Origin of the sequence: Curtobacterium sp. UNCCL20, from assembly GCF_900101675.1 — a bacterium.
In the GTDB taxonomy this organism is placed as follows: Bacteria; Actinomycetota; Actinomycetes; order Actinomycetales; family Microbacteriaceae; genus Curtobacterium.
Window position 1 is genome coordinate 216158 of record NZ_FNKG01000001.1, and the last position, 16532, is coordinate 232689.

The 16532-nt window shown below is 71.3% G+C and carries 17 protein-coding genes; 4 read left to right on the plus strand and 13 right to left on the minus strand.

What is annotated here, in order from left to right:
• Window positions 1-148: 148 nt before the first annotated feature.
• On the minus strand, window positions 149-445 hold the full coding sequence (gene groES, locus BLT36_RS01030) for a co-chaperone GroES (RefSeq protein ID WP_022906996.1): 297 nt from the start codon (window positions 443-445) through the stop codon (window positions 149-151).
• A gap of 160 nt (window positions 446-605) precedes the next feature.
• Here groES and BLT36_RS01035 point away from each other — a divergent pair, with 160 nt between their 5' ends.
• Window positions 606-1808 carry a class I SAM-dependent methyltransferase gene (locus BLT36_RS01035; RefSeq protein ID WP_092091166.1) on the plus strand — a complete coding sequence of 401 codons (1203 nt, stop codon included), beginning with the start codon at window positions 606-608 and terminating at the stop codon, window positions 1806-1808.
• Between the two features lie 75 nt (window positions 1809-1883).
• Here the strand turns inward: BLT36_RS01035 and BLT36_RS01040 are convergent, their stop codons facing one another.
• The 4 genes from BLT36_RS01040 to tsaB form a co-directional block, all read right to left on the minus strand.
• On the minus strand, window positions 1884-2684 hold the full coding sequence (locus tag BLT36_RS01040) for a DUF4190 domain-containing protein (protein WP_175529433.1): 801 nt from the start codon (window positions 2682-2684) through the stop codon (window positions 1884-1886).
• Window positions 2685-2780: 96 nt separating this feature from the next.
• Window positions 2781-3836 carry a tRNA (adenosine(37)-N6)-threonylcarbamoyltransferase complex transferase subunit TsaD gene (gene tsaD / locus BLT36_RS01045; protein ID WP_092091169.1) on the minus strand — a complete coding sequence of 352 codons (1056 nt, stop codon included), beginning with the start codon at window positions 3834-3836 and terminating at the stop codon, window positions 2781-2783.
• Complete coding sequence (rimI, locus tag BLT36_RS01050; RefSeq protein ID WP_254787263.1) at window positions 3823-4359, minus strand: ribosomal protein S18-alanine N-acetyltransferase; 537 nt, start codon at window positions 4357-4359, stop codon at window positions 3823-3825. The genes tsaD and rimI overlap by 14 nt, the downstream gene beginning before the upstream one ends.
• Window positions 4356-4982, minus strand: a complete 627-nt coding sequence (gene tsaB / locus BLT36_RS01055) for a tRNA (adenosine(37)-N6)-threonylcarbamoyltransferase complex dimerization subunit type 1 TsaB (RefSeq protein WP_092091171.1) — start codon at window positions 4980-4982, stop codon at window positions 4356-4358. Before tsaB ends, rimI begins: the two co-directional genes overlap by 4 nt.
• Window positions 4983-5170: 188 nt before the next feature.
• On the opposite strand from tsaB, the gene BLT36_RS01060 reads away from it, so the two are divergent.
• Complete coding sequence (locus tag BLT36_RS01060) at window positions 5171-7078, plus strand: glycoside hydrolase family 43 protein (RefSeq protein WP_139166307.1); 1908 nt, start codon at window positions 5171-5173, stop codon at window positions 7076-7078.
• 132 nt (window positions 7079-7210) lie between these two features.
• Here BLT36_RS01060 and tsaE read toward each other — a convergent pair whose 3' ends face one another.
• From tsaE to glmS, 5 genes are read right to left on the minus strand one after another with little or no spacing between them, the layout of a single operon-like run.
• Window positions 7211-7669, minus strand: a complete 459-nt coding sequence (tsaE, locus tag BLT36_RS01070) for a tRNA (adenosine(37)-N6)-threonylcarbamoyltransferase complex ATPase subunit type 1 TsaE (RefSeq protein ID WP_092094200.1) — start codon at window positions 7667-7669, stop codon at window positions 7211-7213.
• A gap of 50 nt (window positions 7670-7719) precedes the next feature.
• On the minus strand, window positions 7720-8883 hold the full coding sequence (gene alr, locus BLT36_RS01075; protein WP_175529434.1) for an alanine racemase: 1164 nt from the start codon (window positions 8881-8883) through the stop codon (window positions 7720-7722).
• Window positions 8880-9983: an alanine racemase gene (gene alr / locus BLT36_RS01080; RefSeq protein WP_092091178.1), complete on the minus strand. Its 1104-nt coding sequence runs from the start codon at window positions 9981-9983 to the stop codon at window positions 8880-8882. The genes alr (BLT36_RS01075) and alr (BLT36_RS01080) overlap by 4 nt, the downstream gene beginning before the upstream one ends.
• The gene (locus tag BLT36_RS01085; protein ID WP_092091180.1) at window positions 9980-10354 is read right to left on the minus strand and encodes a holo-ACP synthase; all 375 of its coding nucleotides are present in this window, start codon (window positions 10352-10354) and stop codon (window positions 9980-9982) included. The genes alr (BLT36_RS01080) and BLT36_RS01085 overlap by 4 nt, the downstream gene beginning before the upstream one ends.
• Before the next feature lie 6 nt (window positions 10355-10360).
• Complete coding sequence (gene glmS / locus BLT36_RS01090; protein ID WP_092091183.1) at window positions 10361-12208, minus strand: glutamine--fructose-6-phosphate transaminase (isomerizing); 1848 nt, start codon at window positions 12206-12208, stop codon at window positions 10361-10363.
• Between the two features lie 70 nt (window positions 12209-12278).
• On the opposite strand from glmS, the gene BLT36_RS01095 reads away from it, so the two are divergent.
• Window positions 12279-12764: a glutathione peroxidase gene (locus BLT36_RS01095; protein WP_092091185.1), complete on the plus strand. Its 486-nt coding sequence runs from the start codon at window positions 12279-12281 to the stop codon at window positions 12762-12764.
• Window positions 12765-12890: 126 nt separating this feature from the next.
• Window positions 12891-13835 carry a type I pantothenate kinase gene (gene coaA / locus BLT36_RS01100; protein ID WP_092091187.1) on the plus strand — a complete coding sequence of 315 codons (945 nt, stop codon included), beginning with the start codon at window positions 12891-12893 and terminating at the stop codon, window positions 13833-13835.
• A 144-nt stretch (window positions 13836-13979) separates the two neighbouring features.
• On the opposite strand, the gene glmM is transcribed toward coaA, so the two are convergent.
• The 3 genes from glmM to rplM are packed head-to-tail and all read right to left on the minus strand — an operon-like array spanning window position 13980 to window position 16346.
• Complete coding sequence (gene glmM, locus BLT36_RS01105; RefSeq protein ID WP_092091188.1) at window positions 13980-15353, minus strand: phosphoglucosamine mutase; 1374 nt, start codon at window positions 15351-15353, stop codon at window positions 13980-13982.
• Window positions 15354-15375: 22 nt separating this feature from the next.
• Window positions 15376-15861, minus strand: a complete 486-nt coding sequence (gene rpsI, locus BLT36_RS01110; RefSeq protein WP_092091190.1) for a 30S ribosomal protein S9 — start codon at window positions 15859-15861, stop codon at window positions 15376-15378.
• A gap of 38 nt (window positions 15862-15899) precedes the next feature.
• Window positions 15900-16346, minus strand: coding sequence for a 50S ribosomal protein L13 (gene rplM, locus BLT36_RS01115; RefSeq protein ID WP_071292521.1), 447 nt, complete (start codon window positions 16344-16346; stop codon window positions 15900-15902).
• Window positions 16347-16532 lie beyond the last annotated feature (186 nt).

Consider the following 16532-nt stretch of genomic DNA (forward strand, 5'->3'; position numbering starts at 1 on the left):
GACGTGCCGGGGTCGCACCGTGCCTCCAGGCCGACGACCGCGAGCGCACGACGGACGCGACACGCCCCACCCGACCGACGCGACCGGCCCGGACGCACGAACGCCCCGCCGGCCGGAGCCGGAGGGGCGTTCGCCGTGAATACTGGACTCAGCGCACGATGACCGCGAGGACGTCGCGGGCCGAGAGGACGAGGAGGTCCTCGCCCGAGTACTTGACCTCGGTGCCGCCGTACTTCGAGTAGATGACCTTGTCACCCACGGCGACGTCGAGCGGGACGCGGTTGCCGTTGTCGTCGATGCGACCCGGTCCGACTGCGACGACCTCGCCCTCCTGGGGCTTCTCCTTCGCGGTGTCCGGGATGACCAGACCGGAAGCGGTGGTCTGCTCCGCCTCGACCTGGCGGATGACGATGCGATCCTCGAGCGGCTTGATGCTGACGGCCACGATGACCTCTTCTTTCTCGGTAGAGACTCGGTACTGATGAAAACCGGGTTGGCACTACGCACAGGAGAGTGCCAACGCCAACTCTAGGAGGTCGTTGGCACTCGGTCAATCCGAGTGCCAACCCAGGTCCGGGCTCTCGGCGACCTGGGAGGATCGACGGGTGGAAGCCGCCGACCTCGCCCAGTTGCTCACCCCCGCGGGGATGGCCCTGCTCGACCGTACCCCGGCCGTCTCGGACGGCGGTGAGATCGTGCGGGTCGTCTCGCGGTTGCGCTCCGAAGGGCACGACCCCGGGCTCGTCGCAGCGGTCCTGACGCAGGCGAAGCTCCGGCAGAGGGCCCGCGGCAAGTTCGGCGACTTCGCGGCCCGCATGCTCTTCACCGAGGCAGGACTCGAGCAGGCCACCCGGCTGCAGGTCGCCGCCCAGCACGCCGGTCGGTTCCGGGCGGCGGGGATCACCCGCGTGGCGGACCTCGGCTGCGGGATCGGCGGCGACGCCATGGCGATGGCAGCGCTCGACCTCGACGTGACCGCGGTCGACCGCGACGAGGTCACCGCAGCAGTCGCCACCCACAACCTCTCGCTGTGGCCGAACGCCCGCGTGGAGCTCGGTGACGCCGCCACGTTCGACCTGGCGTCGGTGGACGGCGTGTGGATGGACCCGGCACGGCGGACCGCGGGGCACTCGGACACGCGACGGCTGGCCGACCCCGACGACTGGTCACCGTCGCTCGACACCGTGTTCGCCGCGGCCACGACCACCCCGACCGGTGTGAAGCTCGGCCCGGGCGTCGACCGCGACCTCATCCCCGACACCGCCGAGGCCCAGTGGACCTCCGTCGACCGCGAGGTGGTCGAGCTCGCCCTGTGGTTCGGACCGCTCGCCAGGCCGGGCATCCGCCGCGCCGCGACCGTCATCGGGTCCCACGGCATCGCGGAGCTCACCGGCGCTGCCGACTCCGACGACGCCGAGGTGGGGCCGCTCGGCACGTACCTCTACGAGCCCGACGGCGCCGTCATCCGGGCACGGCTCATCGGGGACCTCGCCCGGTCGATCGACGGACGGATGCTCTCCGAGGGCATCGCGTACGTCACGTCCGACCGGCCCGTGACGACACCGTTCGCCCAGGGCTTCCGGGTGCTCGACACGATGGCGCTCGACGTGAAGAAGCTCGCCGCACGCCTCGCTGCGGACGGCATCGGCACGGTCGAGATCAAGAAGCGCGGCGTCGACGTCGACCCGGCACAGTTCCGGAAGCGGCTGCGGTTGCGCGGGAGCGGTCGTGTCACACTCGTGCTCACCCGCCTGGAGGGACGCCACACCGCGATCCTGTGCGAACGGCTCACCGACGTGGCCGGGTAGCGCACCGCGCTGTCGACGTGGCAGTGGCCGGGGAGCGCACCGCGCTGCCCGGCCACGTGCCGTTCGTGTCCCGCGTCAGAGGACGAAGGCGCCCGAGTCGTAGTTGTAGTCGTAGCTGCCCGACGAGCCAGCGGCCACTCCGATGATGATGAAGAGCCCGACGATCAGGATGAACAGACCGGTCATGATCCACCCGCCGATGACGCCGGCGAGCGCGAGACCCCGACCGCCCTCGCCGGACTGCTTGATCTTGCCGAGGGCGATGTGGCCCATGATCGCGCCGGCCGGGCTGGTCAGGATGACGAGCGGCCAGATGATGATGCCGCCGAAGGCGAAGACGATCGACAGGATCGCGAGGGTGTTCGTCTTCGGGCGCTGCGCGTACGGCTGGTACCCGGCGGGGGCGTAGGCCGGGGCGGCGTACGGGTTCTGCTGGCCGTACTGGTTCTGCTGCTGGGCGTACGGGTTCTGCTGCTGCCCAGGCGCGGCGTAGGGGTTCTGCTGCTGGCCGGGGGCGGCGTACGGGTTCTGCGGTGCGCCGTAGCCCGGCTGACCGCCCTGGTTCGGCTGACCGCCCTGGTTCGGCTGGCCCGGGGCGGCGTACGGGTTCGACTGCCCGGGACCGGCGTACGGATTCGGCTGACCCGAAGCCCCGTACGGGTTCTGCGGCGCGGTGTGCCCGTCCGAGACGCCCTGGGCAGCGGCGCCCTGGCCGGACTGTGCCCACGGGTCGGTGGGGGCGGCGGGGGCGGACCCGGGAGCCTCGGGCGCGGACGCCCCGTACTGCTGCGGCTGCCCGGGCTGCTGCCCGTTCGGCTGGTCGCCGCGCTCCGGCGTCGTCTCGCCCGGCTTCGGCCACTGGTTCTGATCGGACACCGTCCACCCCTTTCGGCACCCCGTTCGGCGTGCCCTGTGAATCCTCCCACACGGGCCCCCGGGCGGTGCCGGACGCCCCGTGGACTGGGGCCGGGGTCAGACCTGGACGGTCGTCACCGGCAGCGTCGAGTCGGCCGCGATGCCGAGGTCGCTCGGCGCGTGCCCCTCGGCGACGAGCCGTGCCCCGACCGCGGCGATCATCGCGCCGTTGTCGGTGCAGAGGTCGAACGGCGGGATGCGGAGCGCGACCCCCGCTGCGCGGCACCGTTCCTCGGCGACCTGGCGCAACCGGGCGTTCGCCACGACGCCACCGCCGAGGAGCAGTCGGTCCACCCCGGTGTCACGGCAGGCGTTGAGTGCCTTGGTGAGGAGCACGTCGACCACGGCTTCACGGAAGCTGGCGGCGACGTCCGCCACGGGGACCTCGCGTCCTTCGTCGCGGCAGCGCTCGACCCATCGCGCGACGGCGGTCTTCAGCCCGGAGAACGAGAAGTCGTAGCGGTGCGCGGCCATGTCCTTCGGCAGCGTCAGCCCGCGGGGGAACCGGATCGCGGTCGGGTCGCCCTCGGCTGCGGCGCGGTCGATCTGGGGGCCGCCCGGGTACGGCAGGCCGAGCAGGCGGGCGACTTTGTCGAAGGCCTCGCCCGCCGCGTCGTCGATGGTCTCGCCGAGCAGTTCGACGTCGCCGACCAGGTCGCGGACGAGCAGCAGGGAGGTGTGCCCGCCGGAGACGAGGAGCGCCACGGTCGGCAGCTCGATCGCGCTGCCGTCGGCACGGAGGACGTCCGCGCCGACGTGCCCGACCAGGTGGTTCACGCCGTAGAGCGGTTTGCCCGTGGCCACGGCGAGCGCCTTCGCCGCGCCCACCCCGACCATCAGGGCACCGGCCAGCCCGGGTCCGGCCGTGACCGCGACGGCGTCGAGTTCGTCGAGCGTGACGCCGGCCTGCTCGAGCGCGGCGGTGAGTGTCGGGGTCATCGCCTCGAGGTGGGCGCGCGCGGCGACCTCGGGAACGACGCCGCCGTAGCGCGCGTGCTCCTCCATGCTCGACGCGATGACGTTCGCGAGCAGGGTCGTCCCGCGCACGATGCCGACGCCGGTCTCGTCGCAGCTGGTCTCGATGCCGAGCACCAGGGGTTCAGTCGCGCTCATCGAGGGTCTCCTGTCCGATCGGGCCGACTCCGGGCGTCGGCGCCGCTGGCGACAGCTCCGCACGCATCACCCACGCGTCGACGCCGTCCGGCTGGTAGTAGCGGGGCCGGACCGCGATCCGCTCGAAGCCGAACCCCGTGTACATCGCCTGGGCGACGGGGTTGTCGGCGCGGACCTCGAGGAAGACCTCGCGCACACCCCGTCGCCGGGCCTCGTCGAGGAGCTCGGTGAACAGCACCCGGCCGATGCCCGTGCCCCGCCGGTCGGCCGCGACGGCGATCGTCTGCACGTCGGCGACGGGGTTGCCCGCGAGGGACGAGAGTCCGGCGTACCCGACGATCGTCGGCGCACCGCCCTCGGTGGTCTCCACGACGATGTAGTACCCGTGCGGCGAGTACAGCTCGCCGGACATCTGCGACGCGGACCACGCGTCGGTGGGGAACGAGGCGTGCTCGAGCCACATCACGTCGTCGAGGTCCTGCGGGTGGGCGCGCCGCAGGCGCAGCCCGTCGGGCAGGCTCACTGCTTCACCCGCTTGGGCGCACCCGGCACGGTGACGTCGGGGTCTCGCAGGTAGAGGGGGGTGTCGTCGGCGAAGGGCGCACCGGACGCGAGCCGGTCGGCGGCGAGCGCCCCGAGCCTCCAGGCAGGGATGGACGCGACGGTCACGCGGTCCCAGCCCACAGCATCGGGCCTGGAGGCACGGATCGCCTCGTCGAGATCGGCGGGCTTCGCGAGTCCGGGGCCAGCGACGCGGACGCCGTCGGCGTCGTAGGCGCTCCAGTAGACCTCGCGTCGGCGCGCGTCCGTGAGGACGACGAACGGGCCGCTCTGCGGCTGGTCGGCCGCGACCGCGTCGTGACTGACCAGGGGCAGGACGGGGACGCCGCGTGCCGCGGCGAAGGTGCGGGCGGCGGCGATGCCGACGCGGAGGCCGGTGAAGGGGCCGGGACCCATGCCGGCGACGACGCCCGTGACCTCTGCGCCGGTGATGCCGGCTTCGGCGAGGGTGTCGGCGAGGAAGGGACCGATCACCTCGGCGTGCCGGCGGCTGTCCTCGGTGCTCCGGGTGGCGAGCGCCTGCCCGGTCGTGGGGTCGACGACGGCGACGGAGGTCCCGGCTGAGGTGTCGATCGCGAGCAGCACCCGTCCATCGTAGGCGGCTCGGTGACGGTCCTCCCGCGCCGGATTGCGGCACGCTCTTGCGTCAGACGCGCGTCGGTCGCAGGATGTTGACGTTGCCATAGGGGGCAGCACGAGCCGAAGGGGCCGAATCGATGGGGATTCGACGATCAGACCGGACGACGACGCCGAGCAGACGGCGATGGAGAGTGGTGGCCGGCATCGCGGCCGCCGCACTCGCGATCGGAGGGCTCACCGCAGCGCCCGCCGTCGCGGACAGCGCCCGCACGTCGTTCACGCCGGGAGAGCAGTGGAACGACGACACCGGCCAGCCGATCCAGGGCCACGGCGGCCAGGTCGTCACCGCGGCGGACGCAGCCGGGAAGACGATCTACTACTGGTACGGCGAGGACCGGGTGAACGGGTACACCGACACCCGGGGCGTGCACGTGTACTCGTCGTACGACCTCTACAACTGGAAAGACCAGGGGCTCGCGCTCCGCACCATGACGAGCCGGTCGGACTTCACCGACCCGTACTTCTCCGCGCTCTACGGCGGGTACGACACCGTCCAGCAGGACGCCGTCTACCGCGACCTCGGCGTCACCGCGCCGAGCGCCGACCGCCCCGGTGCGATCCTCGAACGACCCAAGGTCATCCACAACGCCCGCACCGGGAAGTGGGTGATGTGGGTGCACGCCGACGGCCCGACCGACACGTCGAACGCGCAGTACGCCAAGGCCACCGCGGGCGTCGCCGTGTCCGACTCCCCCACGGGACCGTTCCGGTACATCGACTCGTACCGGCTGGACCGGGTGGCGGCCGACGACCCGACGAACCACCAGCCGGACTCCCCCGGCATGGCCCGTGACATGAACCTGTTCGTGGACGACGACGGGACCGCGTACATCGTCTACGCGTCCGAGGAGAACCTCACCCTCTACATCTCGAAGCTCGACGCCGACTACACCAACCTGTCGGCCGACCCGTCGAAGGCCGTGGAGGGCGTCGACTTCCGGCGCCCACAGCCGTGGATCGGCGGGCAGCGTGAGGCACCGGCACTCACCAAGGTCGGCGGGACGTACTACCTCGTGACCTCCGGCGCGACGGGCTGGGCGCCCAACGCCGCCGCCTACGCCACGGCCACCGACCTGCTCGGCACCTGGACCGCGCACGGCAACCCGGCGACGGGCACCGGCGCGGACACCACGTGCAACTCGCAGAGCACGTCACTCCTGAACCTCGGCGATGGACGGGTCGTGTACATCGGCGACCGGTGGAACAACGCCACCGACCTGAAGACCGCACCGTCCGTCTGGCTGCCCGTGACGTTCGGCGAAGGCGGCGCAATGTCGTTCTCCTGCGACACCACCTCGTGGACGCTTTCCGACCTGCAGCCGTCCACCATCTGGACGGTGACCACGCCGATGCCCGGGCAGGCCACCCTCGGCGACACGAAGGCGCTCCCGAAGCGGGTCGCCGTGCAGGAGGACGGCGCGAAGCGCACCCACACCGTGCGCTGGGCGAAGGACGCCCTCGACACCCCCGGTGAGCAGACGGTCACCGGGACGCTCGACGACGGTCGGACCTTCACCCGGCCGGTCACCGTCTTGCCGAAGCGCCTGTCCTACTTCGTCGACGCCGGCGGTCAGGGCACGGCCGACTACGCCGCCGACCTGGCGTTCGCGAAGCACCGCGGTGATCGCCTCGTGAACACCGTCGCCGACCAGCGCTTCGCCGTCGACCCGGGCAGCCGTGCGCACTGGGGGTACTTCGGCACCACCGGCGGCACCTCGGGCACGAGCGGCGGCACCGTGACGAGCACCGTCCGGTGGCAGGCCGACGCCACCGACCTGGAGTACGCGCTCGGCGGCCTCGACAAGGGGAAGTACCGCGTCGACGTCGGGTTCTGGGACCCCTGGACGAAGAGCGCCCCCGGTCGGGCGGCAGCGGTCAGCGTCGACGGGACCACCGTCGCGTCCGCGCAGCCCATCGACGGCACGTACCGCACGCTGTCGACGAGCACGAAGGTCGGGTCGGACGGCATCGTGGACCTCCGCATCTCGCCGGCGACGAAGTACGGGATCCAGGTGAGCTGGATCATGGTGTCGAAGGGCTGAGACCGGGCGGGCAGGGTGCGCGGTGCCGGTCGGCGCCGCGCACCCGCACCCGCGCTCGGGGTCGGGCGCGGGCTCGGGCTCGGGCTCAGGCTCGCGCTCGCGCTCGCGCTCGCGCTCGCGCTCGCGCTCGCGCTACAGCGTGGTGTCGGCCCAGCGCGGTCCGGTGGCGGTCACGACCACGCGCCGCGGTTCATCCGGCACGTCGTCCGGGTCGGCGTCCTCGTCCGGAGCCACCGAGTCCGCACCGGTCGCACGGATGATCTCCACGTCGAGGACGCTGTCCGAGATGCCGTCGACGAACCCGCGGCCCCACTCGACCACGACGATCGCGGCGTCCCAGTCGAGGTCGAGGTCGTCGAGCTCCAGCGGGTCGGACAGCCGGTAGGCGTCCACGTGCACGAGGTCCGGGCCGGCGGTCGTCGGGTGGGTGCGAGCGAGCACGAACGTCGGGCTGGACACCTGGCCCCGGGCACCGAGGGCGGCACCGAGGCCGCGGGTCATGGTCGTCTTGCCGGCACCGAGCGGTCCCGTGAGCACGACCAGGTCCCCGGCGCGGAGGACGGCCGCCAGCCGGGCTCCGAGCTCCGCCATGGCCTCGGTCGTCGCGACCGTGGCGTCGAACAGCACCCGCGGCTGCTCGGTCACGGCCGCTCTCCCCGCAGGTACTCGGCCACGTGCCCTTCCACGCGGTGCCCCTCGTAGAACCGGGGCACGCGGGTGCCGATCCGGCAGACGATCTCCTCGCCGATGGTGCCGAGCGCCTCGCCCCACTCGAGGACGGTCATCTCGTCGTGCTCGCCGGTGCCGAACAGCACGACGGTGTCGCCGACCTGCACGTCGTCGTCGCCGACGTCCACCAGGAACTGGTCCATCGCGACACGGCCCGCGATCGGGTAGCGCTTCCCGCCGATCGCGACCTCGACCCGGCCCTGCGCGAGGCGCGGCACACCGTCCGCGTAGCCGACAGGCACGAGCGCGAGGGTCGTCTCCGCCGTGGTCCGGTACGTGTAGTCGTAGGAGACGCCCGTGTCGACGGGCACCCGCTTGGTCTTCGCCACCGAGGCGGTCAACGTCATCACGGGTTCGAGCCCGAGGTCGGCGGCCGAGACGCCGTCGGCACCGGGGATGCCGAACAGGTTGGCGCCCATCCGGACCATGTCCTTCCGGAACTCCTTGCGCTCCAGCCCGGCGAGCGAGGCGGCGACGTGCTCCATCGGCACGTCGAGCCCGAGGTCCTCGGCCTGCTCCACCGCCGCGTCGAACACCGCGACCGCGGAGGCGTCCTCGGCGTCGGACGACTCGGCCAGGTGCGTGTAGGCGGCGACGACCTCGATCCGGCCGGCACGCTGGGCGTCCACCGCCATCGAGACGAGCTCCGGCCAGGCCTCCGGAGTGGCCCCGTCGCGGTGCAGGCCGGAGTCGACACCCAGGTGCACCCGCGCCGGACGCTGGTCCACCGCGTCGACCACGCGCTGCAGCTCGGCGACGTTCGAGACGCCCAGGTCGACCGCCGAGTCGATCGCGTCGCGGAAGTCGAGCGCCGGGTCGTGCTGCCACGTGAAGAGGTGCACGTCCTCGCCCACGCCGATCGACCGGAGTCGGAGGGCCGCGGGGACCGTCAGGACCCCGATCCAGCGGATGCCGGCGTCGACCGCGGCGAGGGCGATCGGTTCGAGACCGTGCCCGTAGGCGTCGGCCTTCATGATCGCCATCAGCTCGACGGGGTCCATCCACTCACGGACCAGGTCGAGGTTGGCGCGGTAGGCGTCGAGGTCGATCTCAGCCCGGCGCAGCGGCGCGTTCACGTCGTCCTCCGTTCCACGCTCCGGCCGACCCGTGCGACCACTTCGTAGTTGATCGTGCCGACGGCCGCCGCCCAGTCCTCGACCGCCGGGTCGCCGTTCGCCGGGTCGCCCCACAGCACGGCTTCGTCGCCGACCCGCACGTCTGCGTCGCCGATGTCGACGTGCATCGCGTTCATCGCCACACGTCCGACCACCGGGAACGTCCGGTCACCGATCCGCACCGACACCCGGTTCCCGAAGTCGCGGTCGAAGCCGTCGGCGTACCCGAGGCCGATGACCGCCAGCCGGGTGTCCGTCTCGGCGCGCCAGGTGTAGCCGTAACTGACCCCCTCGCCGGCCCGGACCGGAACCGTGCGGAGCACCGCCGCGGTCACACGCATCGCGGGACGGAGGCCGAGGTCCGCCGAGGTCCGGTCCGGGAAGGGGCTCAGTCCGTACAGCGCCAGTCCGACGCGGGCGAGGTCGTGGCGGGTCTCCGGGACGGCGATGCTCGCGGCGCTGGCGGCGAGGTGCACCATGTCCGGCACGATGCCGTTCGCAGCCAGGCCGTCGAGCGCCCGCTGGAGTGCGGCGTCCTGGTCGAGGTCGTCCGTGCGGGAGGCGTTCGACAGGTGCGACATGAGCCCCTCGACGCGCGTCCGGCTGCCACTGCGGGCAAGTCGACCGGCGGTCCGGAAGAGCTCGTCCCACTCGGACTCGACCGCGCCGTTGCGACTGAGGCCCGTGTCGACGCAGATGTGCACCGCCGGCACCTCGGAGTCTGCGGCAGCGGCCAGCTGCGAGACGCTCGAGACCGCGGGGGTGACACCGTGACGGGCTGCGCGGCGGAAGTCCTCGTCCGGCGCGTGCAGCCAGGCGAGGATGCGGACCCCCTCGTCGATGCCGGCCTCGCGGAGCGCGATCGCCTCGTCGATGTCCGCGACGCCGAGCCACTCCGCGCCGGCGTCGACGAACGCCTGTGCAGCATCCGCTGCGCCGTGGCCGTACGCGTTCGCCTTGACGACCGCGATGACGCCGGACGGGGCCACCCGCTCGGCGACCGTCGCGTAGTTGGCGATCAGGGCCTCCCGGTCGACCGTGATCCCGGTGAACGCGCTCACTGAACCATTCCTTCCAACACCACGAACGCCGTCGCGATCCCGCCGTCGTGCGACAGCGAGAGGTGCACGCTCGCCACGCCGCGCGCCGACGCGACGTCCTGCGCGGACCGACGGAGCGTCAGCGACGGGTTCCGCTGGTCGTCGGAGACGACCTCGAGATCTTGCCAGCTCAACCCCGCACTCGACCCGAATGCCTTGATCAGCGCTTCCTTCGCGGCGAACCGCGCCGCGAGGGACGCGATCGGACGAGGCTCCCCGTCGCGGAGGAGCTCCGACGGCGTGAACAGTCGTGCACGCATCGCCGGAGTGCGGTCGAGCACCAGCTCGAACCGCTCCAGGTCGACCACGTCGACCCCGATGCCGATGATCATCGCCGACTACTCGACGGTGACCGACTTCGCGAGGTTGCGCGGCTGGTCGACGTCGAGGCCCTTGGCCGCGGCGAGCTCCATGCCGAACATGTGCAGCGGGGCCACGGCGAGCAGCGGCTCGAACAGCGGCGTCGCGAGCGGGATGCGGAGCACCTCGTCGGCGAAGGGCAGCACGGCGGCGTCGCCCTCTTCCGCGATGGCGATGACCCGGGCGCCGCGGGCGCGGATCTCCTGGATGTTCGAGACGACCTTCGGGTGCAGCGACCGCGGGTCACGCGGCGACGGCACGATCACGAAGACGATCTGGCCGGGCTCGATGAGAGCGATCGGCCCGTGCTTGAGCTCACCGGCGGCGAAGCCCTCGGCGTGGATGTACGCGAGCTCCTTGAGCTTCAGCGCACCCTCGAGCGCGATCGGGTACCCGACGTGGCGGCCGAGGAACAGGACGCTGCGCGTGTCCGCCATCCACCGGGCGAGGTCCTTGATGCCGGACGCGTCGTCGATGGTCTGCTGCAGCTTCGGGGCGAGGCCCTCGAGCTCGGCGACCTGCTCGGCGATCTGCTCGGACGTGAGCGTCCCCCGCAGGGTCGCCAGGTGCAGTCCGAGCAGGTACAGCGCGACGCCCTGCGCGATGAACGCCTTCGTCGACGCGACCGCGACCTCGGGCCCGGCGTGCGTGTAGATCACCGCGTCGGACTCGCGCGGGATCGTCGCACCCTGGGTGTTGCAGATCGAGAGCACCTGGGCGCCCCGCTCGCGGGCGTACTTGACCGCCATGAGCGTGTCCATGGTCTCGCCGGACTGGCTGATCGAGACCACGAGGGTGCGCTCGTCGAGCACCGGGTCGCGGTAGCGGAACTCGTGCGCGAGCTCGACCTCGACCGGCACGCGGGCCCACTGCTCGATGGCGTACTTGCCGAGGATGCCGGCGTAGGCAGCCGTGCCGCAGGCGATCACGATGACGCGGTCGACCGAGGCGAGCCGCTCGGCGATCGGGTCGAGGTCGGTCAGGGTGACGGCGCCGTCGTGCACGCGGCCGAGGATCGTCTTCGCGACGGCCTCGGGCTCCTCGCTGATCTCCTTCGCCATGAAGGACGTCCAGCCGCCCTTGTCGGCGGCGGACGCGTCCCAGTTCACCTCGAACTCGCTCGGCGTGGCCGGGGTGCCGTCGAAGTGGATGACGTCGACGCCGTCGGGGCGGATCGTGGCGATCTCGTCCTGACCGATCGACAGGGCGCGCTGCGTGTAGGCGACGAACGCCGCGACGTCGGAGCCCATGAAGTTCTCGCCGTCGCCGAGCCCCACGACCAGCGGGGAGTTGCGGCGGGCACCGACGACGACACCGGGCTGGTCGGCGTGCACGACGAGGAGCGTGAAGGCACCGTCGAGGCGCTGCACGGCCTGCTGCATCGCGCTCGTCAGGTCGTGGGTGTCGCGGAAGGCCCGCGCGACGAGGTGCGCCGCGACCTCGGAGTCGGTCTCGCTGAGGAACTCGACACCCTCGGCCTGGAGCTCGGCGCGGAGCTCGGAGAAGTTCTCGATGATGCCGTTGTGGATGAGGGCGAGCTTGCCGCCGTCCGCCAGGTGCGGGTGCGCGTTGCCGTCGGTCGGGCCGCCGTGGGTCGCCCAGCGGGTGTGGCCGATGCCCGTGCCACCGTCGGCGATCGGATGCGCCTCGAGCTCGTCGACGAGGGCCTGGAGCTTGCCCGCCTTCTTCGCGGAGGCGAGTTCCTGCGAGCCGTCGACCACGGCGATGCCCGCCGAGTCGTAGCCGCGGTACTCGAGACGACGAAGACCACCGAGGAGCACGTCCTGGCTGCTGTTGCTGCCGACGTAGCCGACGATTCCACACATGGCATCGATCCTACGGTCTGCCTGGGCGCCCACCCTGCGAACGGGCAGGGCTGGGGATAACGTTTGGCACATGGGACGGTTCGACGACATCGCGATCACGACACTGCACGGCGAGGACACCACGTTCGCCGCCTACGCGGACAAGGCGGTGCTCGTGGTGAACGTGGCCTCGCGCTGCGGCCTCGCCCCGCAGTACGAACAGCTCGAGGCACTCCAGAAGGAGTACGGCCCGCGCGGCTTCACGGTCCTCGGCTTCCCGAGCAACCAGTTCCTGCAGGAGCTCGGCTCCTCCGAGGCCATCGACGAGTACTGCTCCACCACGTGGGGCGTCACCTTCCCGATGTCGGAGAAGGTCAAGGTCAACGGCAAGGGCGCGCACCCGCTCTACAAGGCCCTCAAGGAGACCCCGGACGCCGAGGGCAAGGCCGGTCGTGTCACCTGGAACTTCGAGAAGTTCCTCATCGCGCCGGACGGCACGGTCTCCCGCTTCCGTCCCACCACCAAGCCGGATGCGCCGCAGGTCATCGCAGCGATCGAGGCCGCCCTCCCCGCCTGACGACGTGGGCTGCGGTCCGATCGCACACACGACTGTCGGACTGGAGGCGCGGATCGCGTGAGCGGACCCGCGCACGTGATCCGCGCCTCCAGTCCGCACCGCCACCACCTGGGTACGCTCGATCCCATGCCGATCCCGGAGACGACCGTCGCGCACCCCACTCCGTTCGTGGAGATCCCGCGCGGCGAGTGGTCGCAACTGGCCCCCAAGGAGCACCTCTCGCTCACCGAGACCGAGATCGTGCAGCTGCGCGGACTCGGCGACCGACTGGACATGCAGGAGGTGCAAGAGGTCTACCTGCCCCTCTCCCGTCTGCTCACGCTGTACGCCGCCGGGGCGCGGAACCTGCACGCCGAGACGAGCCGGTTCCTCGGCGAACGCGCCGGACGCACGCCGTTCGTGATCGGTGTCGCCGGCTCCGTCGCCGTCGGGAAGTCCACCGTCGCCCGACTGCTCCGCGAACTGACGAAGCGGTGGCCGGACACCCCGCGGGTCGAGCTCGTGACGACGGACGGGTTCCTGTACCCGAACGCCGAACTGGAACGACGCGGGATCATGGACCGCAAGGGCTTCCCGGAGTCGTACGACCGCCGCTCCCTGCTGCGCTTCGTGAGCCAGGTCAAGAGCGGCGCTGCCGAGGTTCGCGCGCCGTACTACTCGCACCTCGTCTACGACATCGTGCCCGACGCCGAGATCGTGGTGCGGCAGCCGGACGTCCTCATCGTCGAGGGGCTCAACGTGCTCGCGCCGCCGGTGCACGGCCGTCTGGCGCTGTCGGACCTGTTCGACTTCACCATCTACGTCGACGCGAAGACGAAGGACATCGAGTCCTGGTACGTCGACCGGTTCCTGGCCCTGCAGGAAGAGGCGTTCTCGAGCCCGGACTCGTTCTTCCACCGCTTCGCGTCGCTCTCCCGTGAGGACGCCGTCCGCACCGCGACCGAGGTCTGGCGGGCGATCAACGAGCCGAACCTGCTCGAGAACGTGCTGCCCACCCGCTCCCGGGCGACCCTCGTGCTGAAGAAGGGCGCGAACCACAAGGTGAACTCGGTGCTGCTCCGCAAGATCTGACGGGCGCCGGCTGCGGCGAGCGATGGCGGGCACGCAAAACACCGGTGTTCGTGCGCCGAACCCCGACATGCGGGGGTTCAGCAGACGAACACCGGTGTTTTGCAGAGCACGGCACGTCCAGCGCGGCCGGAGCGGAGGGCAGCCCTACGCGGCGTCGAGCGCCAGGCGCTCCTGCACCACGGCGGAGAGCTCGTCGGCGATGCGCTGCGCGTCCTCCTGTGAGGCGGCCTCGACCATCACGCGGACGACGGGCTCGGTGCCCGACGGACGCAGCAGCACCCGCCCGGTGTCACCGAGGTCCGTCGTGGCCGCGGCGATCGCGTCCTGCACGCCCTGGTCGGCGAGCCCGTGCCGGTCGACACCGCGGACGTTCACGAGCACCTGCGGGAAGACCGTCATGCACGAGGCGAGCTCGTGCAGCGACCGACCCGTGCGCGCCATCTCGGCGACGAGGTGCAGCCCGGTGAGGATGCCGTCGCCCGTGGTGGCGTACTCGTTGAAGATGATGTGGCCGGACTGTTCGCCGCCGAGCGAGAAGTCGCCCTCGTTCATCTTCTCGAGGACGTAGCGGTCGCCCACGCCGGCCTCGATCACGGTGATGCCCGCGTCGGCCATCGCCCGCTTGAGCCCGAGGTTCGACATGACCGTCGCGACGAGGGTGTCGTCCTTCAGGTGGCCGCGCTCCTGCAGCGACAGCGCGAGGATCGCCATGATCTGGTCGCCGTCGATCGCGTTGCCGGCGGCGTCCACCGCGAGGCACCGGTCGGCGTCGCCGTCGTGCGCGATCCCCACGTCGGCCCCGTGCGCGAGGACCGCGCGGGCCAGGTTGTCGATGTGGGTCGAGCCGACGCCGTCGTTGATGTTCATGCCGTCCGGCTCGGCACCGATGAGGGTGACCTTCGCGCCGGCGTTGACGAACACCTCGGGCGAGACCCCGGCTGCGGCGCCGTTCGCGCAGTCGAGCACGACGTGGATGCCGTCGAGCCGGTTCGGCAGCGTGCCGAGCAGGTGGACGACGTAGCGGTCCTCGGCGTCGGCGAACCGGGTGATCCGGCCGACGTCGACACCGGTGGGCGTCGGGGCGGAGTGGTCGTGCATGGCCGCTTCGATGCGGTCCTCGACCTCGTCCGGGAGCTTCCGGCCGCCCGTGGCGAAGAACTTGATCCCGTTGTCGGGTGCGGGGTTGTGCGACGCGGAGATCATCACGCCGAAGTCGGCGTCGATGTCCGCGACGAGGAAGGCCGCAGCGGGGGTCGGGATGACCCCGGCGTCGAGCACGTCGACGCCGGCGGAGGCGAGCCCGGCCGCGACCGCGGCACCGAGGAACTCGCCGGAGACGCGCGGATCGCGCGCCAGGACCGCGCGGGGGCGCGGGCGGCCGGACGCCCGGCGGGCGTCGGCGTGGTGTCCGTGTGTGAGGACGGCCGCGCTCGCCTGGGCAAGACCCAGTGCGAGCGCGGCCGTCAGCTCGCCGTTGGCGAGACCACGAACCCCGTCGGTACCGAACAGACGCGGCATGGCGATCTTCAGCCGGTGGCGACTAGCGCTTCGAGAACTGCGACGCCTTGCGGGCCTTCTTGAGACCGGCCTTCTTGCGCTCGATGACGCGAGCGTCACGGGTGAGGAAGCCGGCCTTCTTGAGGGTCGCGCGGTTGTTCTCGCGGTCGATCTCGTTCAGGGTGCGGGCGATGGCGAGGCGGAGCGCCCCGGCCTGACCCGAGGGGCCGCCACCGGTGATGCGGGCGACGACGTCGTACGAGCCGAGGAGCTCGAGCACCTTGAACGGGTCGTTGATGAGCTGCTGGTGCAGCTTGTTCGGGAAGTAGTCCTCGAGCGTGCGGCCGTTCACCGTGAACGCACCGGAGCCCGGCACGAGACGGACACGCGCGATGGCCTCCTTGCGGCGCCCGACGGCACCGCCGGAGACGTTGAGGATCTGACGGGGAGCAGCCTCGGCAGCGGCGGGTGCGCTCTCCGTGGTGAAGCTCTCCGGGGTCTGGTCGAGGGAGTCAGCGATCTGAGCCATGAGTTTTCTCTAGTCCTTGGAAGTCGTCGTGGCCGCTGTTACTGCGAGACCTGGTCGAAGGTGTACGTCTTGGGCTGCTGCGCGGCGTGGGGGTGCTCGGCACCCGCGTACACCTTCAGCTTCTTGAGCTGCTCACGGCCCAGCGTGTTCTTCGGGAGCATGCCGCGGATCGCCTTCTCGACGGCGCGGGTGGGGTGCTTCTCGAGCATCTCCGGGTAGGAGGTCGCCGTGAGGCCGCCCGGGTAGCCCGAGTGGCGGTAGTAGACCTTCTTGGCGAGCTTGGAACCGGTCAGGGCGACCTTGTCCGCGTTCACGATGATGACGTAGTCACCCATGTCCATGTGCTGGGCGAAGGTGGCCTTGTGCTTGCCGCGGAGGAGGGCGGCGACGTGCGAGGCGAGACGGCCGAGGACGACGTCGGTCGCGTCGATGACGATCCAGTCGTGCTGGACGTCTGCCGGCTTCGGTGAGAACGTGCGAGTCACAGGAGTGCTGCTTTCGTGTCGAGGTGAGGAGTCCGTGAATCCCGCTCCGGTCGGGGTTCCGTGCGGCAGAAGCCGGTGGAACACCCGGGTGGAGGGCTCATCTGACTGTCTTGCGCGCGGGGCACGCAGACCAAGGTGAGAGCCTACCGGACGCGGGTCACGGTGGTCAAACCAGGACAGCGACGG

Coding starts and splice junctions, on each gene's coding strand:
- BLT36_RS01085 (WP_092091180.1), bottom strand. CDS start 10,354: ATGATCATCGGCATCGGGGTCGACGTGGTCGACCTGGAGCGGTTCGAG.
- coaA (WP_092091187.1), top strand. CDS start 12,891: ATGCCGATCCCGGAGACGACCGTCGCGCACCCCACTCCGTTCGTGGAG.
- glmM (WP_092091188.1), bottom strand. CDS start 15,353: ATGCCGCGTCTGTTCGGTACCGACGGGGTTCGTGGTCTCGCCAACGGC.
- BLT36_RS01095 (WP_092091185.1), top strand. CDS start 12,279: ATGGGACGGTTCGACGACATCGCGATCACGACACTGCACGGCGAGGAC.
- glmS (WP_092091183.1), bottom strand. CDS start 12,208: ATGTGTGGAATCGTCGGCTACGTCGGCAGCAACAGCAGCCAGGACGTG.
- tsaD (WP_092091169.1), bottom strand. CDS start 3,836: ATGAGCGCGACTGAACCCCTGGTGCTCGGCATCGAGACCAGCTGCGAC.
- tsaE (WP_092094200.1), bottom strand. CDS start 7,669: ATGGCGGAGCTCGGAGCCCGGCTGGCGGCCGTCCTCCGCGCCGGGGAC.
- rpsI (WP_092091190.1), bottom strand. CDS start 15,861: ATGGCTCAGATCGCTGACTCCCTCGACCAGACCCCGGAGAGCTTCACC.